22 protein-coding genes are annotated in these 18,317 nt (G+C 65.5%); 9 read left to right on the top strand and 13 right to left on the bottom strand.

Translation table 11 applies throughout. The features are described 5' to 3' along the window. Nucleotides 1-50: 50 nt before the first annotated feature. Nucleotides 51-269, bottom strand: coding sequence for a hypothetical protein (locus ACQR1F_RS12570; protein WP_315804516.1), 219 nt, complete (start codon nucleotides 267-269; stop codon nucleotides 51-53). A 304-nt stretch (nucleotides 270-573) separates the two neighbouring features. Here ACQR1F_RS12570 and ettA point away from each other — a divergent pair, with 304 nt between their 5' ends. From ettA to ACQR1F_RS12555, 3 genes are all read left to right on the top strand, one after another. After that, entirely contained in the window at nucleotides 574-2,223 is a 1,650-nt protein-coding gene (gene ettA / locus ACQR1F_RS12565) for an energy-dependent translational throttle protein EttA (protein WP_315804535.1), read from the top strand. 145 nt (nucleotides 2,224-2,368) lie between these two features. Then, nucleotides 2,369-2,950, top strand: coding sequence for a TIGR00645 family protein (locus ACQR1F_RS12560; protein ID WP_315804517.1), 582 nt, complete (start codon nucleotides 2,369-2,371; stop codon nucleotides 2,948-2,950). A gap of 71 nt (nucleotides 2,951-3,021) precedes the next feature. After that, nucleotides 3,022-4,269 carry a lytic murein transglycosylase gene (locus ACQR1F_RS12555; protein ID WP_434913130.1) on the top strand — a complete coding sequence of 416 codons (1,248 nt, stop codon included), beginning with the start codon at nucleotides 3,022-3,024 and terminating at the stop codon, nucleotides 4,267-4,269. Between the two features lie 82 nt (nucleotides 4,270-4,351). On the opposite strand, the gene ACQR1F_RS12550 is transcribed toward ACQR1F_RS12555, so the two are convergent. After that, a complete protein-coding gene (locus ACQR1F_RS12550; RefSeq protein ID WP_315804519.1) occupies nucleotides 4,352-4,633 on the bottom strand; it encodes a hypothetical protein in 282 nt (93 codons plus the stop codon). A 214-nt stretch (nucleotides 4,634-4,847) separates the two neighbouring features. Further along, nucleotides 4,848-5,168: a hypothetical protein gene (locus ACQR1F_RS12545; protein WP_315804520.1), complete on the bottom strand. Its 321-nt coding sequence runs from the start codon at nucleotides 5,166-5,168 to the stop codon at nucleotides 4,848-4,850. Between the two features lie 169 nt (nucleotides 5,169-5,337). Between ACQR1F_RS12545 and ACQR1F_RS12540 the strand changes: the two genes are divergently transcribed. The 3 genes from ACQR1F_RS12540 to bfr all read left to right on the top strand — a co-directional run bounded on the left by ACQR1F_RS12540 (nucleotide 5,338) and on the right by bfr (nucleotide 6,685). Continuing rightward, entirely contained in the window at nucleotides 5,338-5,607 is a 270-nt protein-coding gene (locus ACQR1F_RS12540) for a hypothetical protein (RefSeq protein WP_315804521.1), read from the top strand. Between the two features lie 187 nt (nucleotides 5,608-5,794). Continuing rightward, the gene (locus ACQR1F_RS12535) at nucleotides 5,795-6,079 is read left to right on the top strand and encodes a (2Fe-2S)-binding protein (protein ID WP_434913129.1); all 285 of its coding nucleotides are present in this window, start codon (nucleotides 5,795-5,797) and stop codon (nucleotides 6,077-6,079) included. A 120-nt stretch (nucleotides 6,080-6,199) separates the two neighbouring features. Then, nucleotides 6,200-6,685, top strand: a complete 486-nt coding sequence (gene bfr / locus ACQR1F_RS12530) for a bacterioferritin (RefSeq protein ID WP_315717837.1) — start codon at nucleotides 6,200-6,202, stop codon at nucleotides 6,683-6,685. A 93-nt stretch (nucleotides 6,686-6,778) separates the two neighbouring features. Here the strand turns inward: bfr and ACQR1F_RS12525 are convergent, their stop codons facing one another. The 5 genes from ACQR1F_RS12525 to ACQR1F_RS12505 all read right to left on the bottom strand — a co-directional run bounded on the left by ACQR1F_RS12525 (nucleotide 6,779) and on the right by ACQR1F_RS12505 (nucleotide 12,883). Continuing rightward, on the bottom strand, nucleotides 6,779-7,090 hold the full coding sequence (locus tag ACQR1F_RS12525; RefSeq protein ID WP_434913128.1) for a DUF3240 family protein: 312 nt from the start codon (nucleotides 7,088-7,090) through the stop codon (nucleotides 6,779-6,781). Next, nucleotides 7,087-10,161 (bottom strand): efflux RND transporter permease subunit, encoded by a 3,075-nt coding sequence (locus ACQR1F_RS12520; protein ID WP_316238361.1) that lies wholly within the window; start codon nucleotides 10,159-10,161, stop codon nucleotides 7,087-7,089. The genes ACQR1F_RS12525 and ACQR1F_RS12520 overlap by 4 nt, the downstream gene beginning before the upstream one ends. Beyond that, nucleotides 10,162-11,283 (bottom strand): efflux RND transporter periplasmic adaptor subunit, encoded by a 1,122-nt coding sequence (locus tag ACQR1F_RS12515; RefSeq protein ID WP_434913127.1) that lies wholly within the window; start codon nucleotides 11,281-11,283, stop codon nucleotides 10,162-10,164. Between the two features lie 163 nt (nucleotides 11,284-11,446). Then, entirely contained in the window at nucleotides 11,447-11,800 is a 354-nt protein-coding gene (locus ACQR1F_RS12510; protein WP_434913126.1) for a hypothetical protein, read from the bottom strand. Between the two features lie 21 nt (nucleotides 11,801-11,821). Then, entirely contained in the window at nucleotides 11,822-12,883 is a 1,062-nt protein-coding gene (locus tag ACQR1F_RS12505) for an alpha/beta fold hydrolase (RefSeq protein ID WP_434913125.1), read from the bottom strand. 96 nt (nucleotides 12,884-12,979) lie between these two features. On the opposite strand from ACQR1F_RS12505, the gene ACQR1F_RS12500 reads away from it, so the two are divergent. Further along, complete coding sequence (locus ACQR1F_RS12500; protein ID WP_315804360.1) at nucleotides 12,980-13,252, top strand: DUF2277 domain-containing protein; 273 nt, start codon at nucleotides 12,980-12,982, stop codon at nucleotides 13,250-13,252. Nucleotides 13,253-13,282: 30 nt separating this feature from the next. Here the strand turns inward: ACQR1F_RS12500 and ACQR1F_RS12495 are convergent, their stop codons facing one another. Together ACQR1F_RS12495 and ACQR1F_RS12490 are read right to left on the bottom strand one after the other, a co-directional pair. After that, on the bottom strand, nucleotides 13,283-13,810 hold the full coding sequence (locus ACQR1F_RS12495) for a collagen-like protein (protein ID WP_434845481.1): 528 nt from the start codon (nucleotides 13,808-13,810) through the stop codon (nucleotides 13,283-13,285). Nucleotides 13,811-13,971: 161 nt separating this feature from the next. Next, entirely contained in the window at nucleotides 13,972-14,241 is a 270-nt protein-coding gene (locus tag ACQR1F_RS12490; protein WP_316217617.1) for a helix-turn-helix domain-containing protein, read from the bottom strand. A gap of 426 nt (nucleotides 14,242-14,667) precedes the next feature. On the opposite strand from ACQR1F_RS12490, the gene ACQR1F_RS12485 reads away from it, so the two are divergent. Continuing rightward, entirely contained in the window at nucleotides 14,668-15,108 is a 441-nt protein-coding gene (locus ACQR1F_RS12485) for a hypothetical protein (RefSeq protein WP_315804362.1), read from the top strand. 1,078 nt (nucleotides 15,109-16,186) lie between these two features. On the opposite strand, the gene ACQR1F_RS12480 is transcribed toward ACQR1F_RS12485, so the two are convergent. After that, nucleotides 16,187-16,693, bottom strand: coding sequence for a mismatch-specific DNA-glycosylase (locus ACQR1F_RS12480; protein WP_434913124.1), 507 nt, complete (start codon nucleotides 16,691-16,693; stop codon nucleotides 16,187-16,189). Nucleotides 16,694-16,801: 108 nt separating this feature from the next. On the opposite strand from ACQR1F_RS12480, the gene ACQR1F_RS12475 reads away from it, so the two are divergent. Continuing rightward, complete coding sequence (locus ACQR1F_RS12475) at nucleotides 16,802-17,422, top strand: glutathione S-transferase family protein (protein WP_434913123.1); 621 nt, start codon at nucleotides 16,802-16,804, stop codon at nucleotides 17,420-17,422. 162 nt (nucleotides 17,423-17,584) lie between these two features. Here the strand turns inward: ACQR1F_RS12475 and ACQR1F_RS12470 are convergent, their stop codons facing one another. Next, nucleotides 17,585-17,854, bottom strand: a complete 270-nt coding sequence (locus ACQR1F_RS12470; RefSeq protein ID WP_315827115.1) for a hypothetical protein — start codon at nucleotides 17,852-17,854, stop codon at nucleotides 17,585-17,587. 193 nt (nucleotides 17,855-18,047) lie between these two features. Then, a complete protein-coding gene (locus tag ACQR1F_RS12465; RefSeq protein WP_315804366.1) occupies nucleotides 18,048-18,305 on the bottom strand; it encodes a hypothetical protein in 258 nt (85 codons plus the stop codon). Between the last annotated feature and the right edge of the window lie 12 nt (nucleotides 18,306-18,317).

Here is an 18,317-nt window from a genome sequence, read left to right as displayed (position 1 = left end):
GGGCTGGTTGCGCAAGGCATCGTCACGCTCTTACGCGGACCCAGGCGACGTCAATCGAGGCGGGACTTCAGCCGGAACGCTGCGTCATGGCCGTACTTGGCGCGCCAGGCGGGGCCGGGGCCGCGCATGTAGTGCAATTCTGGCCGGTACGGGTTGAAGGCGCGCGCGACGAATTCGCGCCAGAAGCCGCGGATGTCGTCCGCGATCCCGGATCGGTCTTTGCGGTGTGCCGCCGAAGCGGGCAGGGAGGCTGACGTGAAGGCTGCCATGACGGGCTCTCGCTGTTGTCGGTCGCGGCTTTTGCCGCTTGGGCACGCGGGTCTTGCGGGCCGAGACCGAGTGTCCCGCCGAATTAATTAAAAGATGGTTGCAATTGTCGTGATCGGCCGCACACAAGGTGCCGGACCCGTAATCGTCCGTGGACGGCAGGCCGGGCCGGCGCGAAGTTTGACCGGGATTCTCCCGGCATTTGTTCCGGCCGAGACCGGCTCGCCGGTTGCCCTTTGGGGACCGCGCGGTTACATCAGCGGCAACCATTTTCCGAAAATTCCGGCAGGCTTCAAGGGACACGCGATGGCGCGCCAGTTCGTCTACTTCATGCAGGGTCTGTCCAAGACCTACCCGACCCGCAAGGTGCTCGATAACATTCACCTGTCGTTCTATCCGGACGCCAAGATCGGTGTGCTCGGCGTCAACGGCTCGGGCAAATCGACCCTGCTCAAGATCATGGCCGGCATCGACAAGGACTATACCGGCGAGGCCTGGGTGGCCGAGGGTGCCCGCGTCGGCTATCTCGAGCAGGAGCCGCAGCTCGATCCGAAGCTCACGGTGCGCGAGAACGTCATGCTCGGCGTCGGCAAGCAGAAGGCGATCCTCGATCGGTACAACGAGCTGGCGATGAACTACTCGGAAGAGACCGCCGACGAGATGACCAAGCTGCAGGACGAGATCGAGGCGCAGGGCCTTTGGGATCTCGACAGCAAGGTCGACCAGGCGATGGATGCGCTGCGCTGTCCGCCCGACGATGCCGACGTCACCAAGCTGTCCGGCGGCGAGCGTCGCCGCGTCGCCTTGTGCAAGCTGCTGCTCGACCAGCCCGAGCTGCTGCTGCTGGACGAACCGACCAACCATCTCGACGCTGAATCGGTGTCCTGGCTCGAAGGTCACCTGCGCAATTATCCGGGCGCGATCCTGATCGTGACCCACGATCGCTACTTCCTCGACAACGTCACCAGCTGGATCCTGGAGCTCGATCGCGGCAGGGGCATCCCCTACGAGGGCAACTATTCGTCCTGGCTGCAGCAGAAGCAGAAGCGGCTGGAGCAGGAGGGCCGCGAGGATGCCGCGCATCAGCGCACTTTGGCGCGTGAGCAGGAGTGGATCGCGGCGTCGCCGAAGGCCCGCCAGGCGAAGTCCAAGGCGCGCTACCAGCGCTATGAGGAGCTGCTCAAGAAGGCCAGCGAGAAGCAGACCCAGACCGCGCAGATCATCATTCCCGTCGCCGAGCGGCTCGGACAGAATGTGGTCGATTTCGACGGGCTGTCCAAGAGCTTCGGCGATCGCGTGCTGATCGACAACCTCACCTTCAAACTGCCGCCGGGCGGCATCGTCGGCGTGATCGGTCCGAACGGCGCCGGCAAGACCACGTTGTTCCGCATGATCACGGGACAAGAGAAGCCGGATGCCGGCACCATCACCATCGGTGAGACCGTGCATCTCGGCTATGTCGACCAGTCGCGCGACGCTCTCGACGGCAACAAGACGGTATGGGAGGAGATCTCCGGCGGCAACGAGCTGATCCTGCTCGGCAAGAAGGAAGTCAACTCGCGCGGCTATTGCTCGGCTTTCAACTTCAAGGGCGCCGACCAGCAGAAGAAGGTCGGGGCACTCTCGGGCGGTGAGCGCAATCGCGTGCATCTCGCCAAGATGCTGAAGTCGGGCGCCAACGTGCTGCTGCTCGACGAGCCGACCAACGATCTCGACGTCGACACCTTGCGCGCCCTCGAAGAGGCCTTGGAGGATTTCGCCGGCTGCGCCGTCATCATCAGTCACGACCGCTGGTTCCTCGACCGTATCGCGACCCACATGCTGGCCTTCGAGGGCGACAGCCACGTCGAATGGTTCGAAGGCAATTTCCAGGACTACGAGAAGGACAAGATGCGCCGTCTCGGCCAGGACAGCGTGATCCCGCACCGGGTCAAGTACAAGAAGCTGACGCGCTGATCTCAGGACATCGCGAGGCGCGACGCTGTCTTCGTTCCGGGACAAAGCGTCGCGCCCAGGCTGCGGCCAGTTGTCGCTTCCATGTGCGACGTGATTGCGTAGATAGTCGTTCCGCAATCCCATCCAGCCGCGAGAAAATCCCATCATGTCTTCCCCCGACGCGACCCTGTCCTCCAAGGGCGGAGCGCTGCGCCCCATACCCATGCTGATCTTCGGCTCGCGCTGGCTGCAGCTGCCGCTCTATGTCGGGCTGATCATCGCGCAGGGCGTCTATGTCGTGCTCTTCCTCAAAGAGCTCTGGCACCTGTTCGCCCACGCCTTCGATTTCTCAGAGCAGCAGATCATGCTCGCGGTGCTCGGCCTGATCGACGTGGTCATGATCTCGAACCTGCTCGTGATGGTGATCGTCGGCGGCTACGAGACCTTCGTGTCGCGGCTCAATCTGCAGGGCCATCCGGACGAGCCGGAATGGCTCAGCCACGTCAATGCCAGCGTGCTGAAGATCAAGCTCGCCATGGCGATCATCGGCATCTCGTCGATCCATCTGCTGCGCACCTTCATCGAAGCCGGCGCGCTGTCGTCAGGCAAGTCGAACTACACCGAGACCGGCGTGATGTGGCAGACCATCATTCACACGGTCTTCATTCTCTCCGCCATCGGAATCGCCGTCGTCGACAAATTGTCGAATGCCGCGATCGAGGAGGCGAAGCAGGCGGCGGGGCATTGAGCGGAAGAGTCGGGTTCCGGCGCAGGGCTGCTGACGTTCACAAGCGCCGCGAGCCATGCTAACCCTATTGCATGGCTCGGCAGTTGCTCTTCGGTTTGCGCAGGCTCGTCCTGATTGGTGTGGCGCTCTGCATCCTCGGCGATGGCCAGGCGAGCGTCGCCGACGGCGACTTCACGCAATTCGTGGCTTCGCTCTGGCCCGAGGCCAAGGAGCAGGGCGTTTCGCGCGCGACGTTCGATGCCGAGACGCGCGAGCTCGAGCCCGACTACAAGCTTCCCGACCTGCTGCTGCCAGGCCGTCCGGCAACAGGCGCTCCGGCGCAGGCCGAGTTCGTGCAGGTGCCGGCCGACTACATCAAGGAAGCCTCGATCGCGCGGCTCGCCGCGTATGGCCAGAAGCTGATCCAGCAATATCGTCCCGCGCTCGCCGAGATCGAGCGCCGCTTCGGCGTTCCGGGACCTGTCGTGCTCGCCATCTGGGGCCGCGAGACCGATTTCGGCCGCTACGCGCTGCCCTACGATGCGCTGCGCGTGCTGGCGACCCAGGCCTATGTCGGTCGCCGCAAGGACCAGTACCGCACCGAATTCATCATGGCGCTGAAGATGCTGAGCGACGGCGTGGTGTCGCGCCGCGATCTCAGGGCGTCATGGGGCGGGGCGGTCGGGCTCACACAGTTCCTGCCGTCGGAGTACTACAAGCACGGTGTCGATCTCGATGGCGACGGCAAGGTCGATCTCTGGCATTCGGTGCCGGACGCGCTGGGCTCGGCGGCGCTGCAGCTTGCGAACAAGGGCTGGCAGCGCGGCGTGCGCTGGGCCTACGAGGTCAAGCCGCCGGCAAATGTGGACTGCGCGATCGGCGTGCCGGAGGTGAAGAAGCCGATCGGCGAATGGCTGCGCGCGGGCTTCGTGCCGGTGCGCGGCCAGCGGTTGAGTGCTGCCGAGCAGCAGCAGCCGGCGTCGCTGCTGCAGCCCGAGGGCATCTATGGTCCGGCGTTCCTGACGACGGCGAACTACTTCGTCATCAAGGAATACAATTTCTCCGATCTCTACGTGCTGTTCGTCGGTCACCTCGCGGATCGCATGACGAGCCCGGCCCCGTTCGCGACACCATGGTCGGCGTCGAAGCAGCTTCGGAGCAAGGACGTCGAGGCGATGCAGAAGGGCCTGATGCGGCTCGGTCTCTACGGCGATAAGCTGGACGGCAAGGCCGGCATGCAGACCCGTGCCGCACTCGGCGTATTTCAGAAGAAGGCGGGCCTGAAGGTCGACTGCTGGCCGAGCGAATCAGTGCTGCAGGCGATCGACGCCGCGCGCTGATCGAGTGAAATCAGCCGAGCAGGCGGGCAGCAAAAAGCCCGGCCGCAGGGCCGGGCTTGTTGCGAGCTATGCGTCGTCGGGATCAGTAGCAGACGCGAACCGGGCGGGACACCCAGCCATAACCGTCCCAATAGCGCTCACGACGCCACACGCACGGCGGCGGGCCCGGCGGAGGGGCTTCGACGTAGACCGGACCGCCATAGGCCGGACGGCTGGACGCGATCGCGCCGCCGAGCAGGGCGCCGCCGATCAGGCCGGCAGCCACGCCGGCACCGACGTCGCCGGCCTTGGCGGCCGGTGCCGTCATGCTCAGCGAACCGGCGATGGTCGCAACCGCAAGCACTGCGGTCAGGATCTTCTTCATGTTCCGAGATCTCCTGGAAGGCGCCCTCGCGAGCGCCGGGTTGGTGATTCACGCACGATCAGGGCCGTCAGCGTCGCGAGAAAACACGACAATCCGTCAACCCTTCGTAAACTCTGTCCGACCTGATGCGACGGAAAAACGGTTTTTTCTGGCCGTGTCAGCCGCCGTTCTCGAAATTCCGGTGCAAGGTCATGGAATTAATGAAGGTGAACGATCACTCGCAAACCCGGACGCGGCGAATCCGCCAGCCGTAGCCGTCCCAGAAGCGCTGGCGCTGCCAATAGCAGGCGTAGCCAGGATCGGCGATGTAGGCAGGCCCGCCGTAATAGGAGTAGCCCGGCCCGTAAGAATATCCGGGCCCATAATAATAGGGATTGCTGCCCGCAGCGATGGCGCCACCGATGAGGGCGCCGCCGAGCAGGCCGGCAGCGACACCAGCGGCGACACGACCATTGCGCGCTTCAGCAGGAGCAGGGGCCAGCGCTGCGGTCGACAGCGTCGCGACGGCGGCCAGAGCCGCAAGAGTCTTCTTCATGACCTTAACCTCTCTCACTCCAGGTCGGCGGATCGCGCATCAGGCGATACGGCAGGTTCACACATCCCGCTTGAATGATCAATGAACGGGCGCGTCCCATTGGACGACCCATCTCCGGGATACGTTCAATGCTGCATTGCACAAAAGTCGCCGCCGGTCAGGAGCAGGCATGACCCCCGTGATGACGATCGTCGTGGCCATCGGATTGACCTCGGCCGCCTGCTACGCGCTGCTGGTTCGCGCCGGCCGCCGGCCCCACCACCGCCGCTCGTCCGCGGACAGCACCAGCGTCGATTCCGATGGGGCGTCCAGCTCCAGTCAGGGGAGCGGTGTCGCAAGTTGGTTTTCCAATACCTCGTCGGACGTGATGGGAAACCCGATCGACGGCGGAGGTGACAGTGGCGACGGTGGTGGAGGGGACGGGGGTGGGGGCGACTGAGTTGCAGCGGCTTGATCGCCGCCCGCCCATATTCGGCGGCAACTTTGATCTGCGGCAAGCTCGTATAGTTGGAGGCATTCTAGATTGATCGGCAAATTGGAATAGCTTCAAAAGCGCCGTTTTCCCTTTGCGCGGGTAGCTGCGGATGACTATCGATACCTGACCAAGGACGATTGGCCGGTTTCTCATGATTGTTTGTTCCTGCAACGTCATCAGCGATCACGACATCCGCAACGCGGTAAAGTCCGCGGACGAACTGCCGCGGAACCCGAAGCAGGTCTACGGTTGCCTGGGGTGCAGCGCGGAATGCGGCCGCTGTGCGCGCACGATCAAGACGATCATCGACGAGGCGCTGGGTCCCTGTGCCCGCGCCTGCCAGGCCGGCTGTCAGCACGGCCATCATCATGGGACGGCACCGGCGAGGGCGATCGATGACGACCTTCAGAGCCGTTTCGCGCTCGCTGCCTGCTGACAGGCATTGCCCTCAGTCGCGTCCTTCTCCGCCCGAAAAATGCACATGAACGGGGGTCGTCTCCGCACTTCGAACCTGTTATTGAGCGCCTGCGGCCTCTAACTTTTTCGGAGCTTATCCATGCAGGGCGACCCCAAGGTCATCGAATATCTCAACAAGGGATTGCGCAGCGAACTGACTGCCATCAACCAATATTGGCTGCACTATCGTCTGTTGAACAATTGGGGCCTTCTCGACATGGCGAAGGTCTGGCGCAAGGAATCCATCGAGGAGATGGAGCACGCCGACAAGTTCACCGACCGCATTCTCTTCCTCGACGGCTTCCCGAACATGCAGGTGCTCGATCCGCTGCGCATCGGCCAGAACGTCAAGGAGATCATCGAATGCGACCTCGCCGCCGAGATCGGTGCGCGGACGCTCTATCAGGAAGCCGCCACCTATTGTCACGGCGTCAAGGACTACGTGTCGCGCGACCTGTTCGAGCAACTGATGAAGGACGAGGAGCATCACATCGATTTTCTCGAGACCCAACTCGACCTCATCAACCGCATCGGGCTCGAGCTCTACACGCAGAAGCACGTCGGCGGCCTTGAGAGCGAGCACTAACGGCGGCGGCGAGGGGGCAGTCCGCTTCGGAACGGGGAGATTCAGGGCTGGTGTTTCAAGCCTTGAATCGACCGCCTTCGACCTCGGGCGTGCCTACTGGATGATGCCGAAGGCGGTGACGGGCACGACCCAATAGACGAGCTGCGTTCCCGCAAACGCGCTCCTGAGCCGCTCCAGTAGCCGCTCGAGATCCTCTTCCGGCAACACGATCCGCACGACGACCTCGTCGGCATGTCCTTTCACCCGCTCTGCGGCGCTCCGCAGCCGGACGCGCGCGCCGTGTCCGGCCGCTTCCGAGGCGGTGAAGCCCGTCACGAGATCGGTCTGCTCGCTCAGATAGTCGAGCACCTCGCTGTGAAGCGCATCCGGCACGATCAGGGTCAGGCAGACGGCTTGGCTGCTCATGTCGCTTCCTTCGCAGCGGCGCCGTAGCGGCGATACAGGATCGGCAACAGGATCAGCGTCAGCAGCGTGGACGACAGCAGGCCGCCGATCACGACGATCGCGAGCGGACGCTGGACCTCCGATCCGGGCCCCGATGCAAACAGCAGCGGGATCAATCCCAGCGCCGTGATGCTCGCCGTCATCAGCACAGGCCGCAGCCTGCGCTTGGCGCCTTCGACCACGATGCGCTGCTCGGGGACCCCGTGAGCGCGCAACTGGTTGAAGTGAGACACCAACACGACACCGTTGAGCACGGCGATTCCGAGCAGGGCGATGAAGCCGACCGAGGCCGGGACGGACAGGTACTCGCCACTCAAGACCAGCGCGAACACGCCGCCGATCAGCGCAAAGGGAATGTTGACGAGGACGAGCAGGGCCTGGCGCACCGAGCCGAACGTGGTGAAGAGCAGCACGAAGATCAAGCCGATCGCGACCGGCACCACGACGGACAGACGCGCGGCCGCACGCTGCTGGTTCTCGAACTGCCCGCCCCATGTCAGCCGATAGCCGGACGGCAGCGGCAGCTCGGTTGCGACCCTTTGCTGGGCCGCCTGGACGAAGCCGACCATGTCGCGGCCGCGGACATTGCTGCGAACCACGCTCATGCGGTTGCCGTCCTCCCGGTCGATCTTCACCGGGCCGTCGACGCGCTGGATGCGTGCGACCTGAGAGAGTGCGACATGCTGGCCGGACGCAAGCGTCAGCGGCAATGCCGCCAGCATCGTGGGCGCCTGCCGCGTGGCCTCGCTGCCGCGGACCAGGATCGGCGTCCGGCGTCCCTCCTCGAGCGCGGTGCCGATCGTCCGGCCTTCGATCTGCGTGCGCAGGGAGGCCGAGATCGAGTCCACCGTGAGCCCGAGGCGGCCCGCCTCCATGCGGTTGACGGCGATCGTGTAGTACTGCGCGCCTTCGTTGAGCGTCGTGTAGACGTCCTGGGCGCCGTCGATGTCGGACATGATCGCCGACAGCTTGGCTGCGATCTCGTTGAGCTTGGTGATGTCCGGGCCGAAGATCTTCACCGCGACGTCGCCGCGCACGCCGCTGATCATCTCCTGCACGCGCATGTCGATCGGCTGCGTGAAGCTGAGCGAGACGCCGGGAAAGCCGGTCAGGACCTCGCGAAGCTTCTCGAGCAGGGCATCCCGATCGCTGGTCTGCCTCTGGTCCGCCGGCTTGAGCACCAGGAACGTGTCGGTCTGATTGGGGCCCATCGGATCGAGCCCGAGCTCGTCGGAGCCGGTGCGCGCGATGATGCCGGCGACGTCGGGCACCTTCATCAGGGCCGCCTGCAGCCGGGCATTGATGGCGAGGGACTCGTCGAGATTGACGGACGGCAGCGTCTCCACGCTGACGATGACGTCGCCTTCGTCCATCGTCGGCATGAAGGTCTTGCCCAGCTGGGTGTAGCCATATCCTGCGGCAACGAGGCCGACCAGCGCCGCTATGATCACCTTGCGCTCGTTCCCGAGCGCCCAGTCGAGCGCGGGTGCATAGACGCGCTGCGCTGCGCGGATCAGCAATGGATCGTCATGCGACGCGGATGTGAGCACGAAGGATGTTGCGACCGGAAGCACCGTCAGCGCCAGCAGCAGCGACGCGGCCAGGGCGAAGATGATCGCCAGCGCGACCGGAATGAAGAGCTTGCCCTCCAGCCCCTGCAAGGTCAGCAGCGGAACGAACACGATGATGATGATCAGGACGCCCGAGGCGACCGGCTGCAGGACCTCGCAGACGGAGCGGTAGACGATGTGGATCAGCGGCGTGGTGCTTGCGTGATCGTGCTTGGCGAGATTGCCGACGATGTTCTCGACCACCACGACCAGCGCGTCGATCAGCATGCCGATTGCGATCGCAAGGCCGCCGAGACTCATCAGGTTGGCGGACATGCCGACAGCCCGCATCACGATCAGCGCCATTACGATCGCGAGCGGCAGGCTGAGCGCAATCACCAGCGAGGCGCGCCAATTGCCGAGGAACAGCAGCAGCAGCACGACGACGAGCACCGTGGCTTCGCCCAGCGCCCGGACCACCGTGCCGACGGCGCGGTTGACCAGCCGGCTGCGGTCGTAGAACACGTTGATGGTGACGCTGCTCGGCAGCGACGGCTTCAGCTCATCCAGCCGGGCCCGAACGTCGCGCACCAATTGTCCGGCGTTGGCGCCGCGCAAGCCGAGCACGAGCCCCTCGACCGTCTCGCCCTTGCCGTCTTTCGTGACGGCGCCATAGCGGGTGAGGGCGCCGATCTTGACCCGCGCGACGTCGCTGACCCGGATCGGGATTCCGTCGCGGGTGTCGACGATGATCGCGCGGATGTCGTCGATGCCGCGGATGCTGCCCTCGATGCGGACCAGCGCGCTGTCCTCGCCCTGGTTGACCCGCCCGGCACCGTCGTTGCGGCTGTTGGCCTCGATGGCCTTGCGAAACAGCTCGGACGAGATGCCGCGCGCCGCCAGCGCATCGTTCCGCGGCACGATTTCGAACGCGCGGACATAGCCGCCGAGCGCGTTGACGTCGGCGACCCCGGGCACGGTGCGCAGGGCCGGGCGGATGACCCAGTCGAGCAAGGTCCGGCGCTCGGCCAGCGACAGATCCGGACTGTCGATCGTGAACATGAACATCTCGCCCAGCGGACTGGTGATCGGCGCAAGGCCGCCGCTCACGCCCTCGGGGAAGTCGCGCGAAATGTTGGAGAGGCGCTCCGACACCTGATTGCGGGCCCAGTAGATGTCGGTGCCGTCCTCGAAGTCGACGGTGATGTCGGCCAGCGCATATTTGGTCGCCGAGCGCAGGATCTTCTTGTTCGGCAATCCGAGCAGCTCCAGCTCGATCGGAACCGTGATGCGCTGCTCGACCTCTTCCGGCGTCAGGCCGGGGGCCTTCATGATGATCTTCACCTGGACCGGCGAGACGTCCGGAAAGGCATCGATCGGCAGGCTCGGCAGGACGACAGCGCCCGCGCCGATCACCAGCAGCGTGCTCAGGATGACGAAGAGCCGCTGCGACAGCGCGAATGCGACCAGCCGCTGCAGCATCTACTGCCCCAGTCGCGAGAGGATGCCGCGCAGCGCCGAGATGCCGCCGATGGCGATCTCGTCCTTGTCCGTGAGGGGGCCGGCGATGACGACGTGATCCTGATCCTCCGCGAGCAGCGTCACGGGGACGAGCCGGAAACCGCCTTCCGTGGCGACGAACACCGAGGTCTGCTCGCCGCGACGGACGAGGCCGCTATAGGGAATCTCCCATGCGCTTTCGCCTGCCGAGATGAAGCCGATGCGAGCGGCCGCCATCTGTCCGGAATGCAGCTCGCCATTGTTGGGAATCTCGGCGCGGACGAGAATGGTCTGCGTGGCGGCATCCGTGGTCTCGGACACCAGGATGACCTGGCCCGGTGTCGCATAGCCTTCGATGTCGACCTTGGCGCCCGTCTTGATCGCGCCGATGTTGGTCGCGGGAATCGCGATCTCGGCCCAGAGCGGCGACAGCCGCGCGAGCTTCACCAGGGACGCGGCCTGCTCCAGGCGCTGGCCCGGCGATACCGCGATCTCGACCACCGACGCAGCACGCGGCGCGGTGACGGTAAGCGTGGCGCTGATCGCCGCATCGCTGCTAAGCCGGGAGATCGCGTCGTCGGACAGACCGCTGATGTGCAGCATCTGCCGGCGTTCGGCGACGACGATGCTGGCCTGGCGCGCTTCCGCCTGGCTCGACTCCAGCACGCGTTGCGGGATGGCCTTGCCTTCGAACAGGTCGGCGTTGCGCTTCAGCTGCTGAGCCGCGAGGCCCTCCTGGGCCAGCGCATGCAGGTAGTCGCGCTGCAGTGAGACGAAGCTCGGACTTTCCAACGTAAGCAGCGGCTGTCCGACGGCCACGCGATCGCCGCGGGCGACGGCGAGGTTGGTGATCATCCCCGCGACCGGCGCGCTGACGACCCACAGCTGAGGCGTGGGAATGACGATCTGCGCGGGATAAGGCAGCGTCCTGTCCATCCGGCTGGAGATCGGATGCGTCACGCGCACGCCGAGGTTCTGCGCCTGGCTCGGCGTGAGCTTCAGCTCATCATCGCCTGACGCGGCGCAAGGCCCGACGACGAGAGCCAGCGCGAGAGCTGCGCGGCACAGACGGGCCGCAGACCGGTGGAGGAATCGCTTGGGCATCTCGACTAGGAATCTTCAGGTGCATGCATGACACATTCTGTACACTATTTCGGCCGATTTCCGCGACTGTTGACTTGGGTCAATCGGAGCTGGTCACGAACCCGGGAGGTTACTTCTCGTACCGCCAACGAGTCGCATTGGTGGCATCGCACGCGCCAGCGTCTCACACGGCATCGGCTGGAACGAAACAGCTGATGATGATGTCGCCGCGGTGATGGACGTACCACACCACGGCTTCGCCGATCGGGTTGCCGTGGTCGCGGATGATGGCGCGCTCCGGTACCGCCATCCATCGGCCCTCGATCGGTACCCAATAGGTGCCGTCGCGCACGTCATAGGTCGTGCGGTGGCCGTCGGAGATATCGCAGCACGGCACGCCGTTGGGCGCGATCACGCTCTTGAACCACGCGCGAATGTCGGGCGGGACATTGTCGAACTGCCCGTTGTCGAAAGCGGCCGCCACGGTCGCGCAGGCGAGCGAGCCGATCGTGAGAGCAGCCACCACCATCCTGCGCATGCGCTGCTCCCTTTCGTCGATCTACATGCCGCGCTGCGGCGCCGTCGCCAGCAAGTCGCGCAGCGCCTCGCTGTAGAACTTCGCATTCCCCGTGGTCAGGTGGCCGCGCGTCTCGGCCGAGGTCGGGATGAGGAAGAGCTTGCCGTTGGCGACGCGCTTCATCGCGTCCACGGTCACGCCGGTCTCCGGCGGGTTGCGCTCGTCGTCGGCCGAATTGATCAGCATCACGGTCGCCTTGATCTTGTCGAGATCGGCGGACGGATTGTAGTCGTGCGAGGAATCCCACTGATAGATGAAGTCGTTGGCGTCGGCGGGGATCGGCGTGGCGAGCCGCTCCTCGACGAGCTTGTCGGCCTTGGCGGCGGTCGGCGCCGCGAGCTGATAGGCGACGGTGCCGCCGGCCGAGGCGGTGGCGTAGGCCGTGACGGCGTATTTCATCATGCGCGGCTGTGCGGTGTAGTTGCCGCCGTTGTAGTCGGGATCGTTGCGGATCGTCTCCAGCATCAGCCGGCGCAGCATCCAGTTGCGGGCCGCCATTTCGGTCGGCTGCGAGGCCATCGGCACCGCCACGTCCATGAAGTCCGGATAGCGCGTGGCCCACACCCAGCTATGCATGCCGCCCATCGAATTGCCGATCACGAGCCGCAGGTGCTTGATGCCGAGGCCCTCGGTCAGCAGGCGGTGCTGCGCCTCGACCATGTCGGCATAGTCATAGGCGGGAAATTTCGTCTTCAGCCCGTCGGAGGGTTTTGACGATTTGCCGTGGCCGATGCTGTCGGGAATGATGATGTAGTAATTGCTCGCGTCGAGCGGCTGGTCCTTGCCGAACAACATGCCGGCGAAGGTCGGCCCCAGCATGCTTGCGCCGGAGCCGCCGGTGCCATGCAGCACCAGCACCGGCTGCCCGGTCGGCTCGCCGACCGTCGTATAGTGCAGCTTCAGCTCCGGCAGCGTTTCGCCGGTGTGAAACTTGAAATCCTTGACGACGAAGTCGCCCTGCTTCGGGGCGGGATAGTCGGCGGCGCGGGCCGGCGCGCAAAAAACGATGACGGCGGCAAAAACGGCGGCAAGCGGTCGAAACATGGACTCCCCCTGATCAAGCGCAGCTCTTCCGGCTGCGTCGGGGGCATGATAGCACGGTCCGCGACCTGGTTCAGTACCGGATTGATGGGACCCATCATGTGCCGCAACATCAAGACGCTGTTCAATTTCGAGCCGCCGGCGACGGAGGCTGAAATCCAGGCCTCGGCCCTGCAGTTCGTGCGCAAGCTGTCCGGCTTCAATGCGCCGTCGCAGGCGAACGAGGCCGCCTTCACCCGCGCGGTCGAGGAGGTGGCCGACGCCGCGCGGCGGCTCCTCACCTCGCTGCACACCCAGGCGCCGCCGCGCGACCGCGAGATCGAGGCGGCCAAGGCGCGGGAGCGCTCGGCGGCCAGGTTCGGCCAGCGCTGAGGCCCGCCGCACCCGGACGCAAGCCGAAGCTCAGAAGCCCTCGTCGTCGTGGTCGTCGCGGCTCTCGGCGTGCTTCTCGTGCTTCTTCTTTTTCTTGCCCTTCTTCTTTTTCTTCTTCTTCGGGAGGTCGATCTCGTGCGGATCGTCGTCCTCGAAGGCCTCGTCCAGCGCATCGTCATGCGTGGTGGCGGCGAAGATGTCGCGCACCGCGACCAGCTCGGCCTCGCGCTCATGCGCCTCGCGATCCCGCGCGCGTTTGTAGTCGTCATAGGCGGCGAAGATCTGCTCCAGCCAGGGCATCAGCTGATCGATCGTCGGCAAGGTGCCCGGCGGCCCCGGCTCGCCCTGCGGACCTTGCGGTCCGGCAGGTCCCGGCTTGCCGGGCGGACCGGCCTCGCCGCGCGGCCCCTGCGGACCGGGCCTGCCTTGCGGACCCGCCTTGCCGTCGGGACCGGGCTTGCCGCGCTGACCATCCGGTCCGCGCCGCCCGGGCTGCCCTTGCGGGCCACGTGGACCCACCAGGCCCTGCAGGCCGCGTCCGGCCGGATTCTTTGCCACTACCGCAACTCCGCTACACGTCTTTGATTCGCAGCGAAGCCTAACAGAGCGGCGACGACGGCAGCAATTGCAGCAGGGCTGCGAGGCCGATTGATCAACATCAATCGGCGCCGCATCCTGATGAGTTCCACGCGATGGGATATCGCGTGGCCGCCGTCGGATCAGGCCGAGTAGGCCGGCACCGCGATGCCGTCGGCCGTGTAGCTGCGGATCTTGTTGCGCAAGGTGCGCACGGGCATGCCGAGCAGCCTTGCGGCGTGGGTACGGTTGCCGTTGCAGCGCGCCAGGGTCTGCACGATCAGCTCGCGCTCGATCTCTGACAGGGGCGTGCCGATCAACAGCGGCAGGATTTCCGCCGCGGAGCGCGACGGTGGCATGGCAAGCGGCACGAGTGACGGACTTGCGGCTTCGGATGACAACTCTTGCGACATAACACCTCCCGATCAACGCCCGCGCCGACAGAAACGACGCGCAAACATCGAGACCAACTAAACATCCAGCCCGTAAATCACCGTGGTCGGACAAGGTTAATGGGGCCTTAACGCCGGCGCCCGGCGGCCTTGCACGCGCCAAATACCCCGAAATCGCCTTGGTTCTGCGCGGGTCTCGACCCATTTCGCCAGCGCCCGCGGCACATCCCGGTCTGCTGGCCTTCGTCCCACGCCATGCGGGCGGCTGACATTCGCGCCGCCACAGTTCCTGCACTGCGAGCGCGTCATTTCGAACACACCGGCGGCGGCGCATGCGCGGTGCCGCGCAAAGGGCTAAATTCGGCCGGATCGATTCGCTTGATGGGGCGCGATCGTCACACGTGGCCATCGAATTACCTCAAGTTCACTTCGCTGGAGACTTCATCCATGAGAATTGCATCCTTCGTCCGTGGTCTGCTGGTGGCGCTGACGGCCGCAGCCTTCGCCGTCCTGCCGGCCACCGCGCGCGCGGACGGCGGCTTCATCACGCTGACCATCTACAAGGCGGGATGGATCATCGGCGGCTCCGGCGGCAGCGGCGTGTTGCATTTCCATGGCCGCGCCTATCCGCTGTCGACCGGCGGTCTCGACTGGGGCCTTGTGTTCGGCGGCTCGCGCACGGTGCTGCGCGGCCGCGTCAGCAACATCTGGCGTCCGTCCGACGTCGAGGGCGTCTACGGCGCCGCGGGTGCGGGCCTTGCCGTCGGCCGCGGCGTGCGCGGCATCGTTCTGACCAACCAGAAGGGCGCGGTGCTGGAGCTGTCGGGCGAGCAGATCGGGCTGCTGGCGAACGTCGATCTGTCGGGTCTGGCGATCACGATCAGGTAGTTGCGGTGGTGTTCGGTCAGTGCCGCGCGATGAGTTGCCATCGTTCGCCTGCACGGGCGATGACAGTTTTTCCTGAGGTGAGCGACTGCCAACATCGTCCATCTGCAGCGCGTGATTCCACGTTCTCGCCGCACCGCGTGCGCGAGGGATGCATCGTGAGAGCCCCGGTCGAAAATCGAGAGGGGCAGGGAAGGCCGGGAGCTCGCCGCTCCCATGGTCCGCGTGCAACAAAAAGCACGCGGCAGAACCACAGGTTCGGCGGAGACATCCCGGCCTTCCCTGCGCGCATGGTCTGACGGCTTATACGTGGTCTCCCTGGCGCGCCGGCTTGTTGGCCGCCATTGCACGCGCCACGCTTCCGCATGAGCACGCACGTGATACCAGCGTCGGGGTATCAGGACATCACGACTTCGCCGTACGTGACCACTCGCGCTCGTCCGGCGCAGCGATCACGTCCACCGCGGCCCACCTCCACGTATCGTGACGACGCGTACGTCCCTCTGCATGAGGCGGGTTGAGCGAAAACATCGTCCTGATTTGCCCGACATGACAAGCGCTAATGCCTGCGGCAAACTAACACGACGGGCAGTTTGCGCATGGCACGGATGCGCGGATTGCCCGTCGGGCAGGGAGGGGATGCTTCACGTCGGTGACGTGGATAGCCATAACCGCGCGTCGGATCGCCAGCACTGCGCTCTGCGATGCTGCGCCCTCTCCCCTTGTGGGAGAGGGCATCTCCGGCCTATCAGCTCACTCGCTTGGGTGAGGGGTCTCTCTCAGTAAACGACACTCGGAGAGAGAGACCCCTCACCCGAGCGCGTTTGCCGCTCTGTCCTACATGCCCTCTCCCACAAGGGGAGAGGGCGCAGTCATCGGCATGCGCGGATCGTCGTCAGCGAGTGTGTAGGGTGGGCAAAGGCGCGCGCATGCTGCTCGTTGCTCGATACGGTGTGCGATGCGCGCTGTGCCCACCGCGCTGCTTGCGCCCATGCGATCGACGGTGGGCACGCGACCGCCCTGCGGGCGGCTGCTTTGCCCACCCTACCGATCCTCATCGAAAGCGGTGACAGGCGCTGCTTCAGACGCGATCCCCGGCGACATGCGCCGCCAGCTCCCGCCACGGTTCGAGCGTCCACGCGCCCGATGCCGCGCCGGAGGGGGAGGCGAGCACGAACGTGGTCGGGAAATGATGCTGCTCCGGCTGCCGCCCGAGCGCGATCGCACTGGTCGGCCGGGCGTAGAACAGGCTTGCGGCCTTCTTGCTGGTGAAGGCGACCGTGGCCGGCCGATGGCGCCGGATCTTCGCGGCAAAGCCGGCGACGTCGACGCCGGCCTTCAGCGCGACATGGTCCATGCCCGCGCCCTGCTTGCACAGATCGGTGAAGCCGATGCCGAGCGACAGCAGCGCCGGAAACTCCTGCGGCTGGTACAGCCGCGGCGTCAGGCCGATTGCCTGCAGCGTGCGCCAGAAGCGGTTGCCGGGATGAGCGTAGTAGTGTCCGGTCGCGGCTGACCGTTCGCTCGCGGCGGTGCCGACGAAGACGAGGCGCAGGCCGGGCTGGAGCTGATCGGGCAGGCGGTCCATGGCGTCGTTGTCGCATTGTTGCGGTCGCCGCAACAGCCTGTTGCCGGCGGGCTGCATTGTTGCCGCGATGCCCCTGGTCTATGTGACGGGAAGCCACGGGAGCACCTGATGTCACAACGTCGTCTGTATCATTTCGCCCTCTCCGGCCACGCGCATCGCGCGCGGCTGATGCTGAGCCTGCTCGGCCTGCCTTGCGAGATCGTCGAGGTCGACCTCAAGGGCGGCGCGCACAAGCGGCCGGACTTTCTCGCGCTCAATCCGTTCGGCCAGGTGCCGGTGCTGGTCGACGGCGATGCCGTGATCCCCGATTCCAACGCGATCCTGGTCTATCTCGCCGGCCGCTATGACGGCGCGGCCAAATGGCTGCCGCACGATCCGTTCGGCCAGGCCCAGGTGCAGCGCTGGCTGTCGGCGGCGGCCGGCCCGCTGGCGTTCGGCCCGGCGGCGGCGCGGGTCGCGACCCTGTTCGGCGCGCCGCTGGACATGGTGAGGGCGCACCAGCTCGCCCACGGCCTGTTCACGGTGATGGAAGGCGAGCTCTCTGCGCGGCCATATCTCGCCGGCGCGGCACCGACCATCGCCGACGTCGCGCTGTTCAGCTACACCGCGCACGCGCCGGAAGGCGGCGTGTCGCTGACGCCGTTCCCGAACGTGCAGGCGTGGCTGGCGCGGATCAGGGATCTGCCAGGCTTCGTGCCGATGCCGGCGAGCGCGGTCAGCGCAGCCTGACCGGCGCTAGATCATGATGCGATTCCAAGGAATCGCATCATGATCTCATGTCCTTGTTTGAGCATGATCTCCGCGCAAACGCCTTCGGCGTTTGTCGCGAGGGAAAACCGGCTTCCACTTTTCCGGATCATGCTCTCATGCACGACGGTGTGCGAACGCCGCTTACAGGAAGCAGCGGCGCTCGTCGCGCAGCTTGAGCTGGATGTTGGTCGCCTCGACGAAGGTCGGCACCGGCTTGGACACGATCTTGTAGGTCGACGGCCACTCCACCGGCTTGGACTGCAGCTCGGTGTTCCAGATCTGGCAGATGCCGGTGTTGTCCCAGCGGATCACGTAGTAGCCGGACTTGGGCGCAGGCGCGGCGAAGGCGGTGGGCACGATCGAGGCGGCAGCAATGGCCGCGGCGGCGGCGAGCGTGGTCAGGCGACGCATCATCAATCTCCTCAAACGAACAGCGACAATCGCCCGCCCGCGCGGGCCACCGGCCGTGCGGCCGGACCAAGGCGAAAGTGGTGCGACAAAAGCGCGCGCAACGCAAGCTTGCGCGTGCCGTCATTCACAGCGATGTCCGGGATGTGAACGACGACATGCCGCCGTCACATGATGCCATCAGGCGGGCGCGGGCTCAGAGCGTGCAGCGGCCCTGCTGACGCAGCCTGATCTGCCGGGTCACGGCGTCGTTGAACGTCGGCACCGGCCGGCTGATGACCTGATAGCTCGACGGCCATGCGACCGGCTTGAATGCGAAGGCCTCGCTCCAGACCTGGCAGATGCCGGTATTGTCCCAGCGGATGATGTAGTAGCCGGCCTGCGCCGGCGCGGCGGCCAGCAGGGTGGCCGCGGCGAGGCCTGCGGCCAAACAGACTGTGGTGAAACGAGGCATCGTGAAAACTCC

Origin of the sequence: Bradyrhizobium sp. HKCCYLS3013 (assembly GCF_051167615.1) — a bacterium.
Classification (GTDB): domain Bacteria; phylum Pseudomonadota; class Alphaproteobacteria; order Rhizobiales; family Xanthobacteraceae; genus Bradyrhizobium.
The sequence above is the reverse complement of the archived record's forward strand: the minus strand, read 5'-3'. Positions and strand labels throughout refer to the sequence as shown.